This window comes from Candidatus Pantoea soli, from assembly GCF_007833795.1.
Classification (GTDB): Bacteria; Pseudomonadota; Gammaproteobacteria; order Enterobacterales; family Enterobacteriaceae; genus Pantoea; species Pantoea soli.
Genome location: NZ_CP032702.1, coordinates 1,481,959 through 1,498,582, shown reverse-complemented (window position 1 = coordinate 1,498,582; position 16,624 = coordinate 1,481,959). Strand labels below are relative to the sequence as shown.

Here is a 16,624-nt window from a genome sequence, read left to right as displayed (position 1 = left end):
GAGGATCCTTTACCGGGGTGACGTTAAACGTCTATTGATTTATTACGAAGGGTAAAATAAATGGCGGTGCGTTACTTTGACGGCTATCACGTTTCGCCAATCATTCCGCTTTGCTTTCAGTTATTTCTGACTGACTTGCTGGTATAAACAGCAAAAAAAACTGCCTGCGCCCGGTCAGGCGCAGTACAGGAAGGGTGTTGCAGATTAATTACAGAGTTTGAAATAAAACCCGTCAGCCACCCAGCCGGCTCATCGGGATATGGAACAGACGGGAGAAGTTTTCCGTGGTTGCCGCAGCCAGCGTCTCAATGTCCACACCTTTCAGCACCGCCAGATAATCCGCCACGTCACGGGTAAACGCAGGCTGGTTCTCTTTGCCGCGGTGCGGCACCGGTGCCAGATAAGGCGAATCGGTCTCTACCAGCATGCGATCCAGCGGCACATAGCGCGCGGCATCGCGAATCTGCTCTGCATTGCGGAAGGTAACGATGCCGGAAAACGAAATGTAAAAGCCCAGATCCAGCAGTTTCGCCGCCGTCTCTTTATCTTCGGTAAAGCAGTGCAGCACGCCACCGCACTTCTCAACCTGCTCTTCGCGCAGAATCGCCAGCGTATCGTCGCGCGCATCACGCGTGTGGACGATGATCGGTTTGTTAAGCGCAATGCCGGTGCGGATGTGCTCACGGAACGACGCCTGCTGCTGCGCTTTGGTCTCCTGCTGATAGAAATAATCCAGCCCGGTTTCGCCCAGCGCGACCACACGTTCTTCTGCCGCCAGGCGACGGAACTCCTCAATATCGTAAGGCGTTTCCTGATTCAGCGGATGAACGCCGCAGGCCAGCGCAATATTTTCGCGGTCGCCGGTCAGCGCTTTGATCCGGTGGTAATCCGGCAGCGTGGTGGCGATTGCCAGCATAAATTTTACGTCGCGCGCCGCGGCTTTGGCGATGACATCATCCAGATCGCGGTGCTGTTTTTCATAATCGAGGCCATCAAGATGGCAGTGGGAATCGACAATAAACATACTTTTCTCTTTTACGCTTCGCCGCCCGCCGCCGGTGAGAGCAGACGCCCCCAGGCCAGCAGACGGTCGGTCAGAATAAGTTCACGGTTCAGGGAAGCGACGTGCAGCAGCTGTTCACGACACAGAATCCACTGCTGCGTACTTTCCGCCAGCGCGCTGCTGTTAAACTGCTGAGCCAGCTGCGCCACCACATCCGGGCGATCGGCATTACTCAGCCAGTTCGCGGCCCCCTGATGCAGCTTCATCGCATCAACCAGCAGCGCAATCAGCCAGCTCAGCCGGTCCGCCACGTCATCACTGTTCAGCGCGGGTAGCAGCTGCAGCACATCGCCCTGCAGAGCGACCTGCAGCGTTTCGCACAGCGTTTGCCGTGCCTGCCAGCGATCCGGCTGCAGCAGCGCCAGCGCAGCGGCCGGTGCGCCATTGCTCAGCCGCAGCGCCGCACGCAACATCGCCTCCGGCTGCGGCTGCTGACGCTGCAGCCATTGCAGACTCTGGCCCTCTTCCGGCGGCGCGAGATGCCAGCGCAGGCAGCGGCTGCGCAGCGTGGCCAGCAGCCGCGACGGCTCCTGCACGCTGAGAAAGAACCAGCAGTTGGCAGGCGGCTCTTCCAGCGTTTTCAGCAGCGCATTGGCTGCCGCTTCGGTCAGCTGCGTGGCATCGGGCAGCCAGACAATCTTCGCCCCGCCCTGCTGGGCAAAGTGATAAAGCTTCTCGCTGACATCCCGCACCGCGTCAATGCCCAGCGAGGCCTTGCCTTTCTCTGCTTCCAGCCGGTACCAGTCCGGATGGGTCGCGGCCTGCATCAGCTGGCAGCCATGGCATACGCCGCAGCTTTTCAGCCCAACCGGCTGCTGGCACATCAGCCAGCGGCTGACACCCCACACCAGTGCATCATCCCCCATGCCGTTTATCGCCTGGAGCAGCAGCGCATGGTGCGCCTGCCCCTGCTGATGACGGGCGATGATTTGCCGGTAAGGCTGATTAAGCCAGGGATACCAGTTCATTACGCCTGACCTGCCAGCCACTGCTGCAACGCGGCTTTAAGTGACAACGTCACGTCACCAATGCTCTGCGTGGCATCAATGGTGATAATTGATGGGTCGGCAGCGGCCAGCGCAAGGTAGCGCGCGCGGGTGCGCTCAAAGAACCGCAGGGATTCCTGCTCAATGCGATCCAGCGCGCCGCGCGCCCGGGCACGCTGCAAACCGATTTCCGGCGTCACATCGAGATAGAGCGTCAAATCCGGGCGAAAGTCGCCCAGCACCGCATCACGCAGGGTACGCATCAGCGCCGCATCCAGGCCGCGCCCGCCACCCTGGTAAGCCTGCGACGAGAGATCGTGACGATCGCCCACCACCCAGGCACCGCGCGCCAGCGCAGGTTTGATGACATTTTCCACCAGCTGCACGCGGGCGGCGTACAGCATCAGCAGCTCTGCTTTATCGCTCACCTGCTCGCCGTCAATGCCCTGCTTGACCAGCACGCGCAGCTGTTCAGCCAGCGGTGTTCCCCCCGGTTCACGGGTAAAGACCACGTCATGAATGCCCTGCTCGTGCAGTACCGCGACCACCGCGTCACGCGCTGTGGTTTTTCCGGCGCCTTCCAGCCCCTCTATGACGATAAACTTACTTTTCATTTTTTTCCTTCAGCGCCAGCCGGTAAGCCTGTACCGCTTTGTTGTGGCTGGCCAGATTGGTGGTAAAGGTATGGCCGCCTTTGCCATCGGCAACAAAATAGAGGTAGTTGGTTTTTTCCGGATGCGCGGCCGCTTCCAGTGAGGCACGGCCAGGCATCGCAATCGGCCCCGGCGGCATACCGCTCAGCGTATAGGTATTGTAGGCGGTCGGTGTTTCCAGATCTTTGCGCGTCAGTGTGCCGGTGTAGCTATCACCCATGCCGTAAATCACCGTCGGGTCGGTTTGTAGCTTCATGCCGGTGCGCAGACGGTTGATAAACACCGAGGCGACGCGCGCGCGCTCCTCGCTGACGCCGGTCTCTTTTTCAATAATTGACGCCATGGTGACCATATCCTGCGGCGTCTTATACGGCAGGTTCTCCATCCGGCCCTGCCAGATCTCTTGCACCAGCTTCTCCATACGCTGATGAGCCCGCTCCAGCAGCGCCACATCGGTGGTATTGGCGGTATAGAGATAGGTATCCGGATAGAAGCTGCCTTCAAGCTGGCTGGCGTCCAGCTTCAGCGCAGCAGCTACGGTGGCAAACTGATCGTCGGCCAGCGTGTGCTTCAGATAAGGGGCTTTGCGCAGTTCGGCCAGCCACTCTTTCAGGCGCGACCCCTCTACAAAGCGCACCGGGAACTGCGCCTCTTTGCCACTGGCCAGCAGCTGCAGCAGCTGCCGCACGGTCATGCCCGGCTCCAGGCGGTAGGTACCGGCTTTAAACTGTGCCAGATCGGGTTCCAGCTTCAGCAGCGGGCCAAACCAGATGCCTGACGGAATGATGTGCTGGCTTTCCAGCTGCGCTTCCAGCACCACCCGACCGCTGCCTGCAGGCAGGGTATACAGCGTTTCCTGGCTAAGGGTTAATGGCGTATCGGCAAAACGTTTAATCTGCCAATAGCTCAAAGCGGCCGCGAGGCCGGCAAGCACCACCGCAGTGGCGACAAGTTTTTTTATTCGGGTCATGATGCTTCCATTTTCGTGCAACTGTGCAACAGTTGCTGGTACAGCGTTCGTGCGTGGAACCGGACATCGTCAATCTGCCGCACGGGTAATACCGGCATCAGAGCATTACAGATCACCACTTCATCGGCGTTCAGTACCGCTTCCCTGCTGCCGTCTGTCAGCTGACAAGCCTGGCCTTGCGCTGCCAGTTGCGCCATCAGATAACGGCGCATTATGCCATCGACACCCGCCTGCTCAAGACGCGGCGTAAAAATCGTGCTGCCGTTGCGCCAGAATAAATTAGCCGCACAGCATTCCACCACCGTCCCGGCAGTGTCAAGCACCAGCGCTTCGTCGGCGCCGCAGCTATCCACCTGCTGCCGGATCAGCACCTGCTCCAGCCGGTTAAGGTGCTTTAACCCCGCCAGCAGGGGATTGCGTGCCAGCCGCACGTCGCTGGTGATCAGCCGTGCGCCCTGCTGCTGCAGCGCAGCGTAATGCGCAGGCCAGGGCGCAAGCGAGAGAATACGCGTTGGCGTGGTGCAGCCGGCGCGGCTGTAGCCACGTCCGCCGGGGCCGGGCGTGAGGATCACTTTCAGCACCGCCTGCGCCTGCCCGGCGGCGGCGGCGCGCATTTCATCTGCCAGCTGCTGCCAGTCGGCGGCGGGTATCTGCAGCCGCGCGCAGCCGGTTTGCAGACGGTGAAGGTGGGCGTCCAGCAGCTGCACCGTGCCGTGACGCACCGCCGCGGTGGTAAAGCAGCCATCACCGAACTGCACCGCCCGATCGCTGGCTGACAGGGTGGTCTGCGCCATGCCGTTAATCCACATGCTCACGCCCTCTTTGCTGGTGGAAACTGTTGTGACAGCCGCCGTGGTGGGGCTGCATAGAAAAAAGGCCCGCATTGCGGGCCTCTGTTCGGCTGGGTAGCGCTTAAACCTTACGGAAAATCAGCGAGCCGTTGGTGCCGCCGAAACCAAAGGAGTTACACAGGGTGTATTCGAGACCCGTGACCTGGCGCGCCGTGTGCGGCACGAAGTCCAGATCGCAACCTTCGTCAGGATTGTCGAGGTTGATGGTCGGTGGAATCGCCTGATCGCGCAGCGCCAGAATCGAATAGATCGCTTCAACCGCGCCTGCCGCCCCTAACAGGTGGCCGGTCATCGATTTGGTCGAGCTGACCATTACGCTCTGTGCCGCGGCACCGAACACCGATTTCACCGCCTGCGCTTCCGCTTTGTCACCGGCAGGCGTCGAGGTGCCATGCGCGTTGACATAACCGATCTGCGCCGGATCAAGCTGTGCATCGCGCAGCGCATTTACCATCGCTGCGGCGGCGCCGGCGCCATCTTCCGGAGGTGACGTCATGTGGTAAGCGTCGCTGCTCATGCCGAAACCAACGATTTCTGCGTAGATCTTCGCGCCACGTTTTTTCGCGTGTTCATACTCTTCGAGCACAACGATACCAGCACCGTCACCCAGCACAAACCCGTCGCGATCTTTGTCCCACGGACGGCTTGCCGCCTGCGGGTTATCGTTGCGGGTTGACAGGGCACGTGCTGCGCCGAAGCCGCCCACGCCCAGCGGCGTACTGGCTTTTTCTGCGCCACCGGCCAGCATTACGTCCGCATCGTTATAAGCGATGATGCGGGCAGCATGACCGATGTTATGCACGCCTGAGGTACAGGCCGTTGCAATCGAGATGCTTGGACCTTTCAGGCCGTACATGATGGTCAGGTGACCTGCCACCATGTTGACGATGGTCGAAGGCACAAAGAACGGGCTGATTTTACGCGGACCGCCGTTTACCAGCGAGGTGTGGTTATCTTCGATCAAACCCAGACCGCCGATACCCGAACCAATAGCCGCACCAATGCGACCGGCATTTTCATCGGTTACGACCAGACCGGAGTCCGCCATAGCCTGAATACCAGCCACAATGCCGTATTGGATGAAGTCATCCATCTTGCGCTGATCTTTGCGCGAGATGTATTCATCGCAATTAAAATCTTTTACCAGACCTGCAAAACGCGTTGCATAGGCACTGGTATCAAAATGGTCGATCAGGTTAATGCCGCTCTGACCGGCAAGGAGAGCACTCCAGGTAGACTCTACGGTATTGCCGACAGGAGACAACATGCCAAGACCGGTCACAACTACACGACGCTTAGACACGTTCGTCCTCCAGGGAGGGAAATAATGAAGCTATGTGGGGCAAACATAAAACTCAGGCGGTCGAGTGACCGCCTGAAGATGTTCATTAACCTTACTGGTGGCTGGCGACGTAATCAATCGCAGCCTGAACGGTAGTGATTTTCTCAGCTTCTTCGTCTGGAATTTCAGTATCAAACTCTTCTTCCAGAGCCATTACCAGCTCAACGGTGTCAAGAGAATCTGCACCCAGGTCTTCAACGAAAGAAGCAGTGTTAATCACTTCGTCTTCTTTAACACCCAGCTGCTCAGCTACGATTTTCTTAACGCGTTGTTCGATATCGCTCATACTATTTAATTTCCTATCAAAACTCGCTTTCGCGATGGTTTTCGTAGTGTATAAAATGTTGAAAAAGATGCAACAAAATCCCGGCTGGTCGAACCACGATTTTGCGCTATTCTGCGGTGTTTACCGCAGATAATGCAAATGTTTTCGTGATAATCAGACCATGTACATGCCGCCATTGACGTGCAGCGTCTCACCCGTGATGTAGGCGGCTTCGTCAGAGGCTAAGAATGCAACAGCATTGGCGATTTCCTGCGGGTCGCCTAAACGGCCTGCCGGAACCTCTGCCAGAATGCCCGAGCGCTGATCTTCGTTCAGTGCACGCGTCATGTCCGTCTCAATGAAGCCCGGAGCCACGACGTTTACGGTAATGCCACGTGACGCAACTTCCCGCGCCAGTGATTTGCTAAAGCCAATCAAACCTGCTTTTGCTGCTGCATAGTTTGCCTGGCCCGCGTTACCCATGGTTCCAACTACAGAACCGATGGTAATGATACGGCCCACGCGTTTTTTCATCATGGCACGCATCACCGCCTTTGAAAGGCGGAAGACCGATGTCAGGTTGGTATCAAGGATATCCGCCCATTCATCGTCTTTCATGCGCATCAGCAGATTATCACGCGTAATGCCTGCATTATTGACCAAAATATCCACTTCGCCAAATTCGGCGCGAACTTTCTCGAGCACGCTCTCAATTGAGGCCGCGTCGGTCACGTTCAGCAGCAGACCTTTGCCCTTGTCGCCGAGGTAAGCGCTGATGGCTTCCGCGCCGCTTTCGCTGGTTGCCGTTCCCACTACTTTCGCACCGCGTGCTGCCAGTGTTTCTGCAATAGCACGGCCGATACCGCGACTGGCGCCGGTTACCAGCGCTACTTTACCTTCAAAGGTCATGATTTTCCTCTTATTCCTGGCCAAGCGCAGCATTAAGTGAAGCAGGATCGTTCACTGCTGCTGCGGTCAGGCTGTCCACAATACGTTTGGTCAGACCGGTGAGCACTTTGCCCGGGCCGATCTCCAGCAGCTGCGTAACCTGCTGCGTGGCAATAAATTCTACCGCTTCCGTCCAGCGCACCGGGCTGTACAGCTGGCGCACCAGCGCGCTGCGAATGGCAGCAGCGTCGCTTTCGCATTTCACGTCCACGTTATTCACCACCGGCACAGCCGGCGCGTTAAAGGTAATCGCTTCCAGCGCCACCGCCAGTTTTTCCGCGGCAGGTTTCATCAGTGCGCAGTGGGAAGGCACGCTTACCGGCAGCGGCAGCGCACGTTTTGCACCGGCTGCTTTACAGGCTGCGCCTGCACGCTCAACCGCTTCTTTGTTACCGGCGATCACAACCTGCCCTGGCGAGTTGAAGTTAACCGGCGAGACAACCTGGTCCTGCGCGCTCTCTTCACAGGCTTTACGAATGGATGCGTCATCCAGACCGATGATAGCCTGCATCGCCCCGGTGCCTTCCGGCACGGCTTCCTGCATCAGCTTGCCGCGCAGCTCAACCAGCTTGATGGCATCGGCAAAGTTCAGTACGCCAGCGCAGACCAGTGCGGAGTATTCGCCCAGGCTGTGACCTGCCATCAGCGCCGGCTGCGCGCCGGATTTACTCTGCCAGACGCGATAAATAGCCACGGAGGCTGCCAGCAGTGCCGGCTGGGTTTGCCAGGTTTTGTTCAGTTCTTCTGCCGGCCCCTGCTGCACCAGCTGCCACAGATCGTAGCCCAGCACGTCTGAAGCTTCACGGAAGGTGGCTTCAACCTGCGGATACGCTGCGGCCAGCTCAGCCAGCATGCCAGTGGTCTGCGATCCCTGTCCCGGGAAAACAAAAGCAAATTGCGTCATCTCTCGTTCCTGTCAATCAAAAGCGAACCAGTGCGGAACCCCAGGTGAAACCACCACCAAAGGCCTCCAGCAAAATCAGTTGTCCGGGCTTGATACGGCCATCGCGTACCGCTTCATCCAGCGCACTCGGCACCGAGGCCGCCGAGGTATTGCCGTGACGGTCAAGCGTGACCACAACTTTGTCCATGCCCATACCGAGTTTTTTGGCGGTGGCGCTGATGATGCGCAGGTTCGCCTGATGCGGCACCAGCCAGTCGAGCATTTCGCGGTCGAGATTATTTGCCTGCAGGGTTTCATCAACAATGTGCGCCAGTTCTGTCACGGCCACTTTGAAGACTTCATTACCGGCCATGGTCAGGTAAGCCGGTTCATCCTGATGGGCACGGTCCTGATACGGCAGCGTCAGCAGCTTACCGTAACGGCCATCAGCGTGCAGATGGGTTGAGAGGATGCCCGGCTCTTCGCTGGCACCCAGCAGCGCCGCGCCAGCGCCATCACCAAACAGGATGATTGTGCCGCGATCTTCCGGGTCAAGCGTGCGGGCCAGCACATCGGCGCCAATCACCAGCGCATGTTTAACCACACCGTTTTTAATGTATTGATCGGCAACGCTCAGCGCGTATGTAAAGCCTGCACAGGCGGCCGCCAGATCGAAGGCGGCGCAATCGTTGATTTCCAGCATCTGCTGGATCATGCATGCGGAGCTGGGGAAAGCGTGGCTGGAAGAGGTCGTGGCCACGATGATCAAACCTACATCGCTGGCTGCAACGCCCGCCATCTCCAGTGCGCGCTGTGCGGCAATGAAGCCCATGCTGGCGACCGTTTCATCGGGCGCGGCAATGCGGCGTTCACGAATGCCGGTACGGGTGACAATCCACTCGTCCGAAGTCTCCACCATTTTTTCCAGATCCGCATTGGTGCGAACTTGTTCAGGCAAATAGCTGCCCGTACCGATAATTTTGGTAAACATCTACGCTTTGTCACTCCTGGCTAATACAGCGTCAAGGCGCGCCGCAATTCTCTCGGGAACCTGCCTGCGCACCGCCTGCTCTGCCTGTTCTATTGCCACAGCAAACGCGCGTTGATTCGCCGCGCCGTGGCTTTTGATCACTGTCCCGCGCAATCCTAACAGACAAGCGCCATTGTACTGGTCGGGGTTGAGATGACCGAAACGCTTCGCCAGACGCTTTTGCACCCAGCGTCCCAGCAGTTTCAGCCACCAGGCCCGTTTTTTCCCTTCACCTGACGACCTGAGCAGAGAAAGAAACATTCTTACCACGCCTTCCATGGTCTTCAACGTGACGTTACCCACGAAGCCATCACAGACCAGCACATCCGTCTTGCCGGTGAGGAGATCGTTCCCCTCAAGGTAACCAATATAGTTGATATGCGGCGAGGCCCGCAGCACCGTCGATGCGGCGCGGATGGTTTCCAGGCCTTTGGTCTCTTCCTGACCAATATTCAGCAGCGCCACGCGCGGCTGGATGATTTCCAGCACCTCTTCAGCCATCACGGAGCCCATCACGGCAAACTGCACCAGCATCGCGCTGTCAGAGTCCACGTTAGCGCCCAAATCCAGCACCACCGTTTTGCCGTGCTGCTGATGCGGCAGCACGGTCATCAGCGCCGGACGGTCAATGCCATCCAGCGGCTTCAGTAACAGCTTCGCCAGCCCCATCAGCGCGCCGGTATTCCCGGCACTGACGCAGGCCTGCGCTTTGCCCTCTTTCACCAGCTCCAGCGCCACACGCATAGAGCTGCCGCGGCTGTTACGGATCGCCTGAGAGGGTCTGGCATCACTTGCAATAACCGATTCGGCAGGGATCACCTGCACACGCCCCAGTAACGAGGAATCCGCTTTGGCAAGAAATGACGAGATGATGTCGGGATCGCCGACCAGAAGAAGAACCAGCTGCGAATGAGAGGCCAGTGCCTGCAAGGCTGCAGGCACTGTCACGCAGGGACCGAAATCCCCGCCCATGGCATCAACTGCCAGGGTCAAACGTGTCAAGGTATCGCCTTGCGTAACCGCAAAGAATTACTTGGTGATAACCTTGCGACCGCGGTAGTAACCATCCGCAGTGATGTGGTGACGCAGATGAGTTTCACCAGAAACTTTATCTACTGACAGAGTGGCAGTGGTCAGCGCATCGTGCGAACGACGCATACCACGCTTGGAACGGGTTGGTTTATTCTGTTGTACGGCCATGGACCTTACTCCTATTACTTACGCTTTAAACTGGCTAATACGGCAAATGGGTTTGGTTTTTCTGCCTCTTCAGGCAGCTGGCCAAAGACCATGTCCGCGTCGGACACTTCACAGTGTTCAGAATCATGCACCGGAACCACGGGCAGCGCGAGGATGAGTTCATCTTCGATAACTGCCAGCAGGTCGATTTCACCGAAATCATTGACATCGACCGGCTCGTAGGCTTCCGGCAGTGCCTCGGCCTGCTCATCAGTAGAGACAGGACTGAAGCAATAGCTTACGTGCACAGCGTGCGGGAAAGGCTGGTTGCAGCGCTGACATAACAACGTCACCTGCACATCCGCCGTTCCTTGCAGAACCGCGAGGCGCTGGTTGTCAACCGCAAACGACATGGCACATTCCACATCACTGTCCACACTCACGACCGATTCGGCCAGGCGCGCCACCAATTCAGGTGCATAAACACCATGGTAATCCAGGCGTTTTTGCGCGGCGCGGACCGGATCGAGCGTCAGGGGTAATTTTACCTTTTGCATAGGGCGCGCATATTAACTTTGTAACGTCATAGAGTCAAAGAAAAAGGCCGGTTTACAGCATCTTTCACCCGTTAGGTCGCATCCAGTGCGGCGCATAGTTTAAAATGCCTGTCATCAATACGCTATCTATTCTGAAAAAAAATGATGACACCGCTGGTTCTGGCTTCCACTTCCCCCTTCCGTCAGGCTTTACTCGGCAGACTGGAGATACCGTTTATTACCGCTGCGCCGGCCTGCGATGAAACGCCGCTGCCTGGCGAACAGGCGCCGCAGCTGGTTCAGCGCCTGGCACTGGCCAAAGCCCGCGCGCTGGCGGATCGTTATCCTGAGCACTGGATTATTGGTTCCGATCAGGTGTGCGTCCTTAACGGCGCCATCACCGGCAAACCGCATACGGTTGAAAACGCCTGTGCCCAGCTGGCCCAGGCCAGCGGCCAGCGCGTGACCTTTTATACCGGTCTGGCACTGATTCACCCGGCCCGCGCGCAGCAGTTTGTGCTGTGTGAACCGTTTGACGTGCATTTCCGCACTCTGAGCGACGTGGAAATCCGCCACTATGTCGAACGTGAACAGCCGCTGCAGTGTGCGGGCAGCTTTAAAAGCGAAGGGTTAGGGATTTGCTTGTTCGAACGGCTGGAGGGACGCGATCCCAATACGCTGATTGGCTTGCCGTTGATCGCGCTGAACGATCTGCTCAGAGCGGCAGGCATCAACCCGCTGGGCTGATGCCTGATGCTTATTTTTTGGTCTGCTGACGCAGGCGGGTGAGACACTGCTTTAGCGCCCCGTCCAGCGGGGCTTCCATCCGCAGGGTTTCACCGGTGCCGGGATGGGTGAAGGTCAGCGCGGCGGCGTGCAGGAATAATCGTGCCAGGCCGGTTGACGCCAGCTGGCTGTCGAACTCCCGATCGCCGTAGCGATCGTCAAACGCAATCGGATGGCCACCGTGCAGCGTGTGCACACGAATCTGGTGCGTACGGCCGGTGACCGGACTGGCTTTCACCAGCGTCGCCCAGCCAAACCGCTCTTCCACTTTAAAGCGCGTTTCGGAAGGTTTCCCTTCCGCGCTGACGCGCACCACGCGCTCGCCGCTTTGCAGGATATTTTTCAGCAGCGGCGCCTGCACCACTTTCAGATGCGAGGGCCAGTCGCCACGCACCAGCGCCAGGTAATCTTTCTGCATCCCTTTTTCACGCAGCTGTTCATGCAGCGCACGCAGCGCCGAGCGCTTTTTGGCCACCAGCAGAATACCGGAGGTATCACGATCCAGCCGGTGCACCAGCTCAAGAAAGCGCGCCTCCGGCCGCAGCGCACGCAGGCCTTCAATGACGCCAAAGCTCAGGCCGCTGCCGCCGTGGACCGCCGTTCCGGCAGGCTTGTTCAGCACCAGCAGGTGATCATCCTCATACAGGATAGCGTCAGCCAGCGCGGCCACTTTCTCCAGCTTCGGTGAAACGGCCTGATCCTCACGTTCAGCCACGCGCACCGGCGGGATACGCACTTCATCGCCCGCCTCCAGCTTATATTCCGGTTTTACGCGTCCTTTATTAACGCGCACTTCGCCTTTGCGCAGGATGCGATAAATCATGCTTTTTGGCACGCCCTTCAGCTGGGTGCGCAAAAAGTTATCAATACGTTGTCCCGCATTTTCAGCGGTAATGGCGACAAACTGTACGCCGGGATTCTCTGTTTTCATGGCGGCGATTCTAAATAGTGTCCCCGGATAGCGCCACCCCTTTTTCTGTGCTTAACTCTTTGATCGTCGCACCCGAAACGGGCCAGATTGCTGCCTTTTTCAGCGATGCGGCGATTACCCCTGCAAATGAACAGGTTAAGGACTGACAAACTTCACAGCTCGGCAAAAGTCGCCTTGCTATAAGTTGCTAAGCAATGGAATAATGCAGGTGTTTCTGTCCTGATAAGTGTCAGGCAGGAAAAAGAGCGAAATTAAGGTGTTTTGCCGGTTAAAACGGACACGCAGCAATGGCGTAAGACGTGATGTTTTATCAGGCACTTAGCGGGCTGCGGGTTGCGGCCTGGACGACAGACTGGGATGTGTGGATTTTTGAATACTTTTTAGCACTTCCACCTTCAGGCGCTGGATTTCCTTATGAAAAACAGGCCACCGACAAGATTTGCGCCCCTTTAGCCGCCGACAACCGTGAGGTTGACGTCAGTGCAAGCAGACACGGGGCCATCGGTTGATTCTCGTCCAGGGTAACGATGCCCGCAGCTTTATCACTCATGTGAGAATAACGAGTAAGTCACGATGAAAAGAATGTTAATTAACGCAACTCAGCAGGAGGAGTTGCGCGTTGCCCTTGTTGACGGACAACGTCTGTACGATCTGGATATCGAAAGCCCCGGACACGAACAGAAAAAAGCCAACATTTACAAAGGTAAAATCACCCGTATTGAACCCAGCCTCGAAGCTGCGTTTGTTGATTACGGCGCTGAGCGTCACGGTTTCCTCCCTCTGAAAGAAATTTCCCGCGAATACTTCCCAGCTAATTACAACGCGCATGGCCGTCCGAATATTAAAGACGTGCTGCGTGAAGGTCAGGAAGTGATCGTACAAATCGATAAAGAGGAGCGCGGTAATAAAGGTGCAGCACTGACAACCTTTATTTCCCTGGCCGGCAGCTATCTGGTGCTGATGCCAAACAACCCCCGCGCCGGAGGGATCTCCCGCCGTATTGAAGGGGATGACCGCACCGAACTGAAAGAAGCCCTCTCCGCGCTGGAACTGCCGGAAGGCATGGGGCTCATTGTCCGCACCGCCGGCGTGGGTAAATCTGCCGAATCCCTGCAGTGGGATCTCAGCTTCCGTCTGAAACACTGGGAAGCGATCAAAAAAGCCGCGGAAACCCGCCCTGCTCCCTTCCTGATTCACCAGGAAAGCAACGTCATTGTGCGCGCTTTCCGTGACTACCTGCGTCAGGATATCGGTGAAATTCTTATCGATAACCCGAAAGTGCTGGAGCTGGCCCGTCAGCACATCGCTGCGCTGGGTCGTCCGGACTTCAGCAGCAAAATCAAACTCTATACCGGTGAAATCCCGCTGTTCAGTCATTACCAGATTGAATCGCAGATTGAATCCGCGTTCCAGCGTGAAGTGCGCCTGCCTTCCGGCGGCTCCATTGTGATTGACAGCACCGAAGCGCTCACCGCGATCGATATCAACTCCGCTCGCGCCACGCGCGGTGGGGACATCGAAGAAACCGCATTCAATACCAACCTGGAAGCGGCCGATGAAATCGCCCGCCAGCTGCGTCTGCGCGACCTGGGCGGCCTGATCGTTATCGACTTCATCGATATGACGCCGGTCCGTCACCAGCGTGCGGTGGAAAACCGCCTGCGCGAAGCGGTGCGTCAGGATCGTGCGCGGATTCAGATCAGCCACATTTCACGCTTTGGCCTGCTGGAGATGTCGCGTCAGCGTCTCAGCCCGTCGCTGGGCGAATCCAGCCATCACGTCTGCCCGCGCTGTAGCGGTACCGGCACCATCCGTGATAACGAATCGCTGTCGCTCTCCATTCTGCGTCTGATCGAAGAAGAAGCGCTGAAAGACAACACCAAAGAAGTGCACGCCATTGTGCCGGTGCAGGTGGCGTCCTATCTGCTGAACGAAAAACGCGAAGCGGTCAGCGCGATTGAAAAACGTCAGGGCGGCGTGCGCGCCATCATCGTGCCAAACGATCAGATGGAAACGCCACACTACTCTGTGCTGCGCGTGCGTAAAGGTGAAGAGACACAAACCCTCTCCTACCACCTGCCGAAGCTGCACGAAGCGGAAATGGCGCTGCCTTCTGAAGAAGAGCACGCTGAGCGTCGTCGTCCGGAGCAGCCGGCACTGGCGGCCTTCGTGATGCCGGATGCGCCACCAGCACCGGTTGAAGTCACCGAAGAGAGCCAGCCGGTTACCAAAGCCGAGGTCAAACCTCAGGTAACTGCGGCAGCAGCCCCGGCGGCCACCACCGGTAACGGGTTCGTGGCGCGTCTGCTGGGTGGTCTGAAAAAACTGTTTGCCGGTGATGAACCTGCCGCTGCGCCAGCGGAAGTGAAAACCGAAACCAAAGCCGCTGAAGCGGAAACCGACAATGGCCAGCAGCGTGGCGATCGTCGTAACAACCGCCGCAATAATCGTCGTGAGCGCACCCCGCGTAACGGTGAAAACCAGCAGGCTCGTGAAGGCCGTGAGCCACGTGAAGCGCGCGAACCGCGTGAGCCACGTGAAGCCCGTGAGCCGCGCGATCAGGATAACCGTCGCAACAAACGTCAGAGCGAGCCGCGCGGTGAGCGTCCGGCGCTGACCGAAGAGCAGCTGCAGCAGCGTGATGAGCAGCAGCAGCAGCGTCGTGAACAGCGTGCTGAGCGTCAGCGTCGTCGTCAGGAAGAGAAGCGTGCGCAGCAGCAGGAGCAGAAAGCCGCTGAGCAGGTGGTACAGAATGACGTCGTTGAAGAGCCGGTTGCACAGGAAGAAGAGCGCGTTCAGGTGATGCCGCGCCGTAAGCAGCGTCAGCTGAGCCAGCGCGTGCGCGTAGGTGATACCGCTGAGCTGCAGACGGCCGGGATGCCAGCCGCCACGGCAACTGAAGCCGCTGAGGAAAGCACGCCGCGCGTTCAGGCTCCTGAACAGGCTGATGTAGCCGGTGAGGAGCAGGATGACCGTGACAGCGCCAGCATGCCGCGCCGTTCGCGTCGCTCGCCACGCCACCTGCGCGTGAGTGGTCAGCGTCGTCGTCGCTACCGTGACGAGCGCTACCCGTCGCAGTCGCCAATGCCGCTGGAAACCGCTGCTGCGTCACCGGAAATGGCTTCCGGTAAAGTCTGGGTGACTTACCCGGTTGCGCAGACGCAGGAAGAGCAGAACGCACAGGATGCGGTTCAGGAGACGCCGGACTACAGCCGCGAAGAGACCGCAGCAGCGGTTGCGCTGCCGGTCGCTGCGGAGTCGAACGCGCAGCCTGCTGCAGAAACCGCAGATGCGGCCGTTCATCAGGCGGAACCGCAGGCACCCGCAGAGGTTCCGGTCGTCAATACTGACAACCTGGCGCCGGTCTCTGCCCCGGTAAACCACGAGCCGGCGGTGATTTCTGCCGCAGATGAAGCCGTGGCAAACCAGACCGCTGACGCAGCTGAACCGGCTGCGACCGCTGAAGATGCAACGCCGACAGAAAAAAGTGCTGCCGCCGTGGCGGATCAGGCGCCGGCTGACGTATCGCCTGCGGTGGAAGCGGAAGTCGAAGCAGTGCTGTCAGCCCCGGTGGCGGCAGAGGCACCGGTTGCGCCGGTGACCGAGCCACATGCACCGGTTGCGGCACGTGACACCGCGGTATCTGAGGCGGATACCCGCTTTAAATATCACGCCACTGCGCCCATGACCAAAGCGCCAGCCCCGGCGTGGGAGCCTGAGCCAGTGCGCCACAGCGACTGGGTCCGTCCACCGTTCAGCTTTGACGGTCGCGGCTCTGCCGGTGGTCACAGCGCCACACACCATGCGACAGCTCCGGCGACCCGCCCGGAAAATGGCTGATTGCAGCACACCCCTTCCAACCCCGGCCAGTCCGGGGTTTTTTATTGCCGCAATTTCGCTGCCGGCCGGCTGAATCCGGCTGCCCTCCGTCTGCGTGCCGCCGCTGGTAGCAAGGCGCATACGCCTTACAGGGTGAATGGCGAACGCGTTTTGTGTCGCAAAGTACAGATGACAGAACTTGCAGCCGCGCGACAGCCGGATGAGTGGTGAACGCGTTGTTTTGGAAAAGCATGGATAACAGAGCGAGCACAACGGCGATAGCCGCGCGACAGCCCTGCGGGCCGCGTGCCCTGCCCGTGTCGTGCCGTGTGCCGTGTGCCGTGTGCCGTGTGCCAGCGAAGCGGATAGCTGGCAGCGGGCA

The 16,624-nt window shown here is 58.4% G+C and carries 17 protein-coding genes; 3 read left to right on the top strand and 14 right to left on the bottom strand.

What is annotated here, in order from left to right:
* Positions 1–232 precede the first annotated feature (232 nt).
* The 13 genes from D8B20_RS06945 to yceD all read right to left on the bottom strand — a co-directional run bounded on the left by D8B20_RS06945 (position 233) and on the right by yceD (position 10,727).
* Positions 233–1,024: a metal-dependent hydrolase gene (locus tag D8B20_RS06945; RefSeq protein ID WP_145888183.1), complete on the bottom strand. Its 792-nt coding sequence runs from the start codon at positions 1,022–1,024 to the stop codon at positions 233–235.
* 11 nt (positions 1,025–1,035) lie between these two features.
* Entirely contained in the window at positions 1,036–2,031 is a 996-nt protein-coding gene (gene holB, locus D8B20_RS06940; RefSeq protein WP_145888182.1) for a DNA polymerase III subunit delta', read from the bottom strand.
* Positions 2,031–2,663: a dTMP kinase gene (gene tmk, locus D8B20_RS06935; RefSeq protein ID WP_145888181.1), complete on the bottom strand. Its 633-nt coding sequence runs from the start codon at positions 2,661–2,663 to the stop codon at positions 2,031–2,033. The genes holB and tmk overlap by 1 nt, the downstream gene beginning before the upstream one ends.
* Complete coding sequence (gene mltG / locus D8B20_RS06930; protein ID WP_145888180.1) at positions 2,653–3,672, bottom strand: endolytic transglycosylase MltG; 1,020 nt, start codon at positions 3,670–3,672, stop codon at positions 2,653–2,655. Before mltG ends, tmk begins: the two co-directional genes overlap by 11 nt.
* Complete coding sequence (pabC, locus tag D8B20_RS06925; protein WP_145890458.1) at positions 3,669–4,481, bottom strand: aminodeoxychorismate lyase; 813 nt, start codon at positions 4,479–4,481, stop codon at positions 3,669–3,671. The genes mltG and pabC overlap by 4 nt, the downstream gene beginning before the upstream one ends.
* A 103-nt stretch (positions 4,482–4,584) precedes the next feature.
* Entirely contained in the window at positions 4,585–5,826 is a 1,242-nt protein-coding gene (fabF, locus tag D8B20_RS06920) for a beta-ketoacyl-ACP synthase II (protein WP_145888179.1), read from the bottom strand.
* A gap of 91 nt (positions 5,827–5,917) precedes the next feature.
* A complete protein-coding gene (gene acpP, locus D8B20_RS06915) occupies positions 5,918–6,151 on the bottom strand; it encodes an acyl carrier protein (protein ID WP_145888178.1) in 234 nt (77 codons plus the stop codon).
* Between the two features lie 153 nt (positions 6,152–6,304).
* Positions 6,305–7,039 (bottom strand): 3-oxoacyl-ACP reductase FabG, encoded by a 735-nt coding sequence (fabG, locus tag D8B20_RS06910; RefSeq protein ID WP_145888177.1) that lies wholly within the window; start codon positions 7,037–7,039, stop codon positions 6,305–6,307.
* A 10-nt stretch (positions 7,040–7,049) separates the two neighbouring features.
* Positions 7,050–7,982, bottom strand: coding sequence for an ACP S-malonyltransferase (gene fabD / locus D8B20_RS06905; RefSeq protein WP_145888176.1), 933 nt, complete (start codon positions 7,980–7,982; stop codon positions 7,050–7,052).
* 16 nt (positions 7,983–7,998) lie between these two features.
* The gene (locus tag D8B20_RS06900; RefSeq protein ID WP_145888175.1) at positions 7,999–8,952 is read right to left on the bottom strand and encodes a beta-ketoacyl-ACP synthase III; all 954 of its coding nucleotides are present in this window, start codon (positions 8,950–8,952) and stop codon (positions 7,999–8,001) included.
* Positions 8,953–9,993 (bottom strand): phosphate acyltransferase PlsX, encoded by a 1,041-nt coding sequence (gene plsX, locus D8B20_RS06895; protein ID WP_145888174.1) that lies wholly within the window; start codon positions 9,991–9,993, stop codon positions 8,953–8,955.
* 27 nt (positions 9,994–10,020) lie between these two features.
* Positions 10,021–10,191 carry a 50S ribosomal protein L32 gene (gene rpmF, locus D8B20_RS06890; RefSeq protein WP_017348070.1) on the bottom strand — a complete coding sequence of 57 codons (171 nt, stop codon included), beginning with the start codon at positions 10,189–10,191 and terminating at the stop codon, positions 10,021–10,023.
* A 14-nt stretch (positions 10,192–10,205) separates the two neighbouring features.
* Positions 10,206–10,727 carry a 23S rRNA accumulation protein YceD gene (gene yceD / locus D8B20_RS06885; protein ID WP_145888173.1) on the bottom strand — a complete coding sequence of 174 codons (522 nt, stop codon included), beginning with the start codon at positions 10,725–10,727 and terminating at the stop codon, positions 10,206–10,208.
* 144 nt (positions 10,728–10,871) lie between these two features.
* Between yceD and D8B20_RS06880 the strand changes: the two genes are divergently transcribed.
* Positions 10,872–11,453 (top strand): Maf family protein, encoded by a 582-nt coding sequence (locus D8B20_RS06880; RefSeq protein ID WP_186454428.1) that lies wholly within the window; start codon positions 10,872–10,874, stop codon positions 11,451–11,453.
* A gap of 10 nt (positions 11,454–11,463) precedes the next feature.
* Here the strand turns inward: D8B20_RS06880 and rluC are convergent, their stop codons facing one another.
* Entirely contained in the window at positions 11,464–12,423 is a 960-nt protein-coding gene (rluC, locus tag D8B20_RS06875; RefSeq protein WP_145888171.1) for a 23S rRNA pseudouridine(955/2504/2580) synthase RluC, read from the bottom strand.
* Positions 12,424–12,722: 299 nt separating this feature from the next.
* On the opposite strand from rluC, the gene D8B20_RS06870 reads away from it, so the two are divergent.
* Both D8B20_RS06870 and rne read left to right on the top strand, forming a co-directional pair.
* The gene (locus D8B20_RS06870; protein WP_145888170.1) at positions 12,723–12,932 is read left to right on the top strand and encodes a hypothetical protein; all 210 of its coding nucleotides are present in this window, start codon (positions 12,723–12,725) and stop codon (positions 12,930–12,932) included.
* 64 nt (positions 12,933–12,996) lie between these two features.
* Entirely contained in the window at positions 12,997–16,263 is a 3,267-nt protein-coding gene (gene rne / locus D8B20_RS06865) for a ribonuclease E (protein WP_145888169.1), read from the top strand.
* Positions 16,264–16,624: the final 361 nt, after the last annotated feature.

What these genes read in the sequence shown, in the direction of transcription:
- holB (WP_145888182.1), bottom strand. Translation starts at nt 2,031, where the DNA reads ATGAACTGGTATCCCTGGCTTAATCAGCCTTACCGGCAAATCATCGCC.
- fabG (WP_145888177.1), bottom strand. Translation starts at nt 7,039, where the DNA reads ATGACCTTTGAAGGTAAAGTAGCGCTGGTAACCGGCGCCAGTCGCGGT.
- D8B20_RS06945 (WP_145888183.1), bottom strand. Translation starts at nt 1,024, where the DNA reads ATGTTTATTGTCGATTCCCACTGCCATCTTGATGGCCTCGATTATGAA.
- rne (WP_145888169.1), top strand. Translation starts at nt 12,997, where the DNA reads ATGAAAAGAATGTTAATTAACGCAACTCAGCAGGAGGAGTTGCGCGTT.
- pabC (WP_145890458.1), bottom strand. Translation starts at nt 4,481, where the DNA reads ATGTGGATTAACGGCATGGCGCAGACCACCCTGTCAGCCAGCGATCGG.
- tmk (WP_145888181.1), bottom strand. Translation starts at nt 2,663, where the DNA reads ATGAAAAGTAAGTTTATCGTCATAGAGGGGCTGGAAGGCGCCGGAAAA.
- rluC (WP_145888171.1), bottom strand. Translation starts at nt 12,423, where the DNA reads ATGAAAACAGAGAATCCCGGCGTACAGTTTGTCGCCATTACCGCTGAA.
- acpP (WP_145888178.1), bottom strand. Translation starts at nt 6,151, where the DNA reads ATGAGCGATATCGAACAACGCGTTAAGAAAATCGTAGCTGAGCAGCTG.
- yceD (WP_145888173.1), bottom strand. Translation starts at nt 10,727, where the DNA reads ATGCAAAAGGTAAAATTACCCCTGACGCTCGATCCGGTCCGCGCCGCG.
- rpmF (WP_017348070.1), bottom strand. Translation starts at nt 10,191, where the DNA reads ATGGCCGTACAACAGAATAAACCAACCCGTTCCAAGCGTGGTATGCGT.
- mltG (WP_145888180.1), bottom strand. Translation starts at nt 3,672, where the DNA reads ATGACCCGAATAAAAAAACTTGTCGCCACTGCGGTGGTGCTTGCCGGC.
- D8B20_RS06880 (WP_186454428.1), top strand. Translation starts at nt 10,872, where the DNA reads ATGACACCGCTGGTTCTGGCTTCCACTTCCCCCTTCCGTCAGGCTTTA.
- fabD (WP_145888176.1), bottom strand. Translation starts at nt 7,982, where the DNA reads ATGACGCAATTTGCTTTTGTTTTCCCGGGACAGGGATCGCAGACCACT.
- D8B20_RS06900 (WP_145888175.1), bottom strand. Translation starts at nt 8,952, where the DNA reads ATGTTTACCAAAATTATCGGTACGGGCAGCTATTTGCCTGAACAAGTT.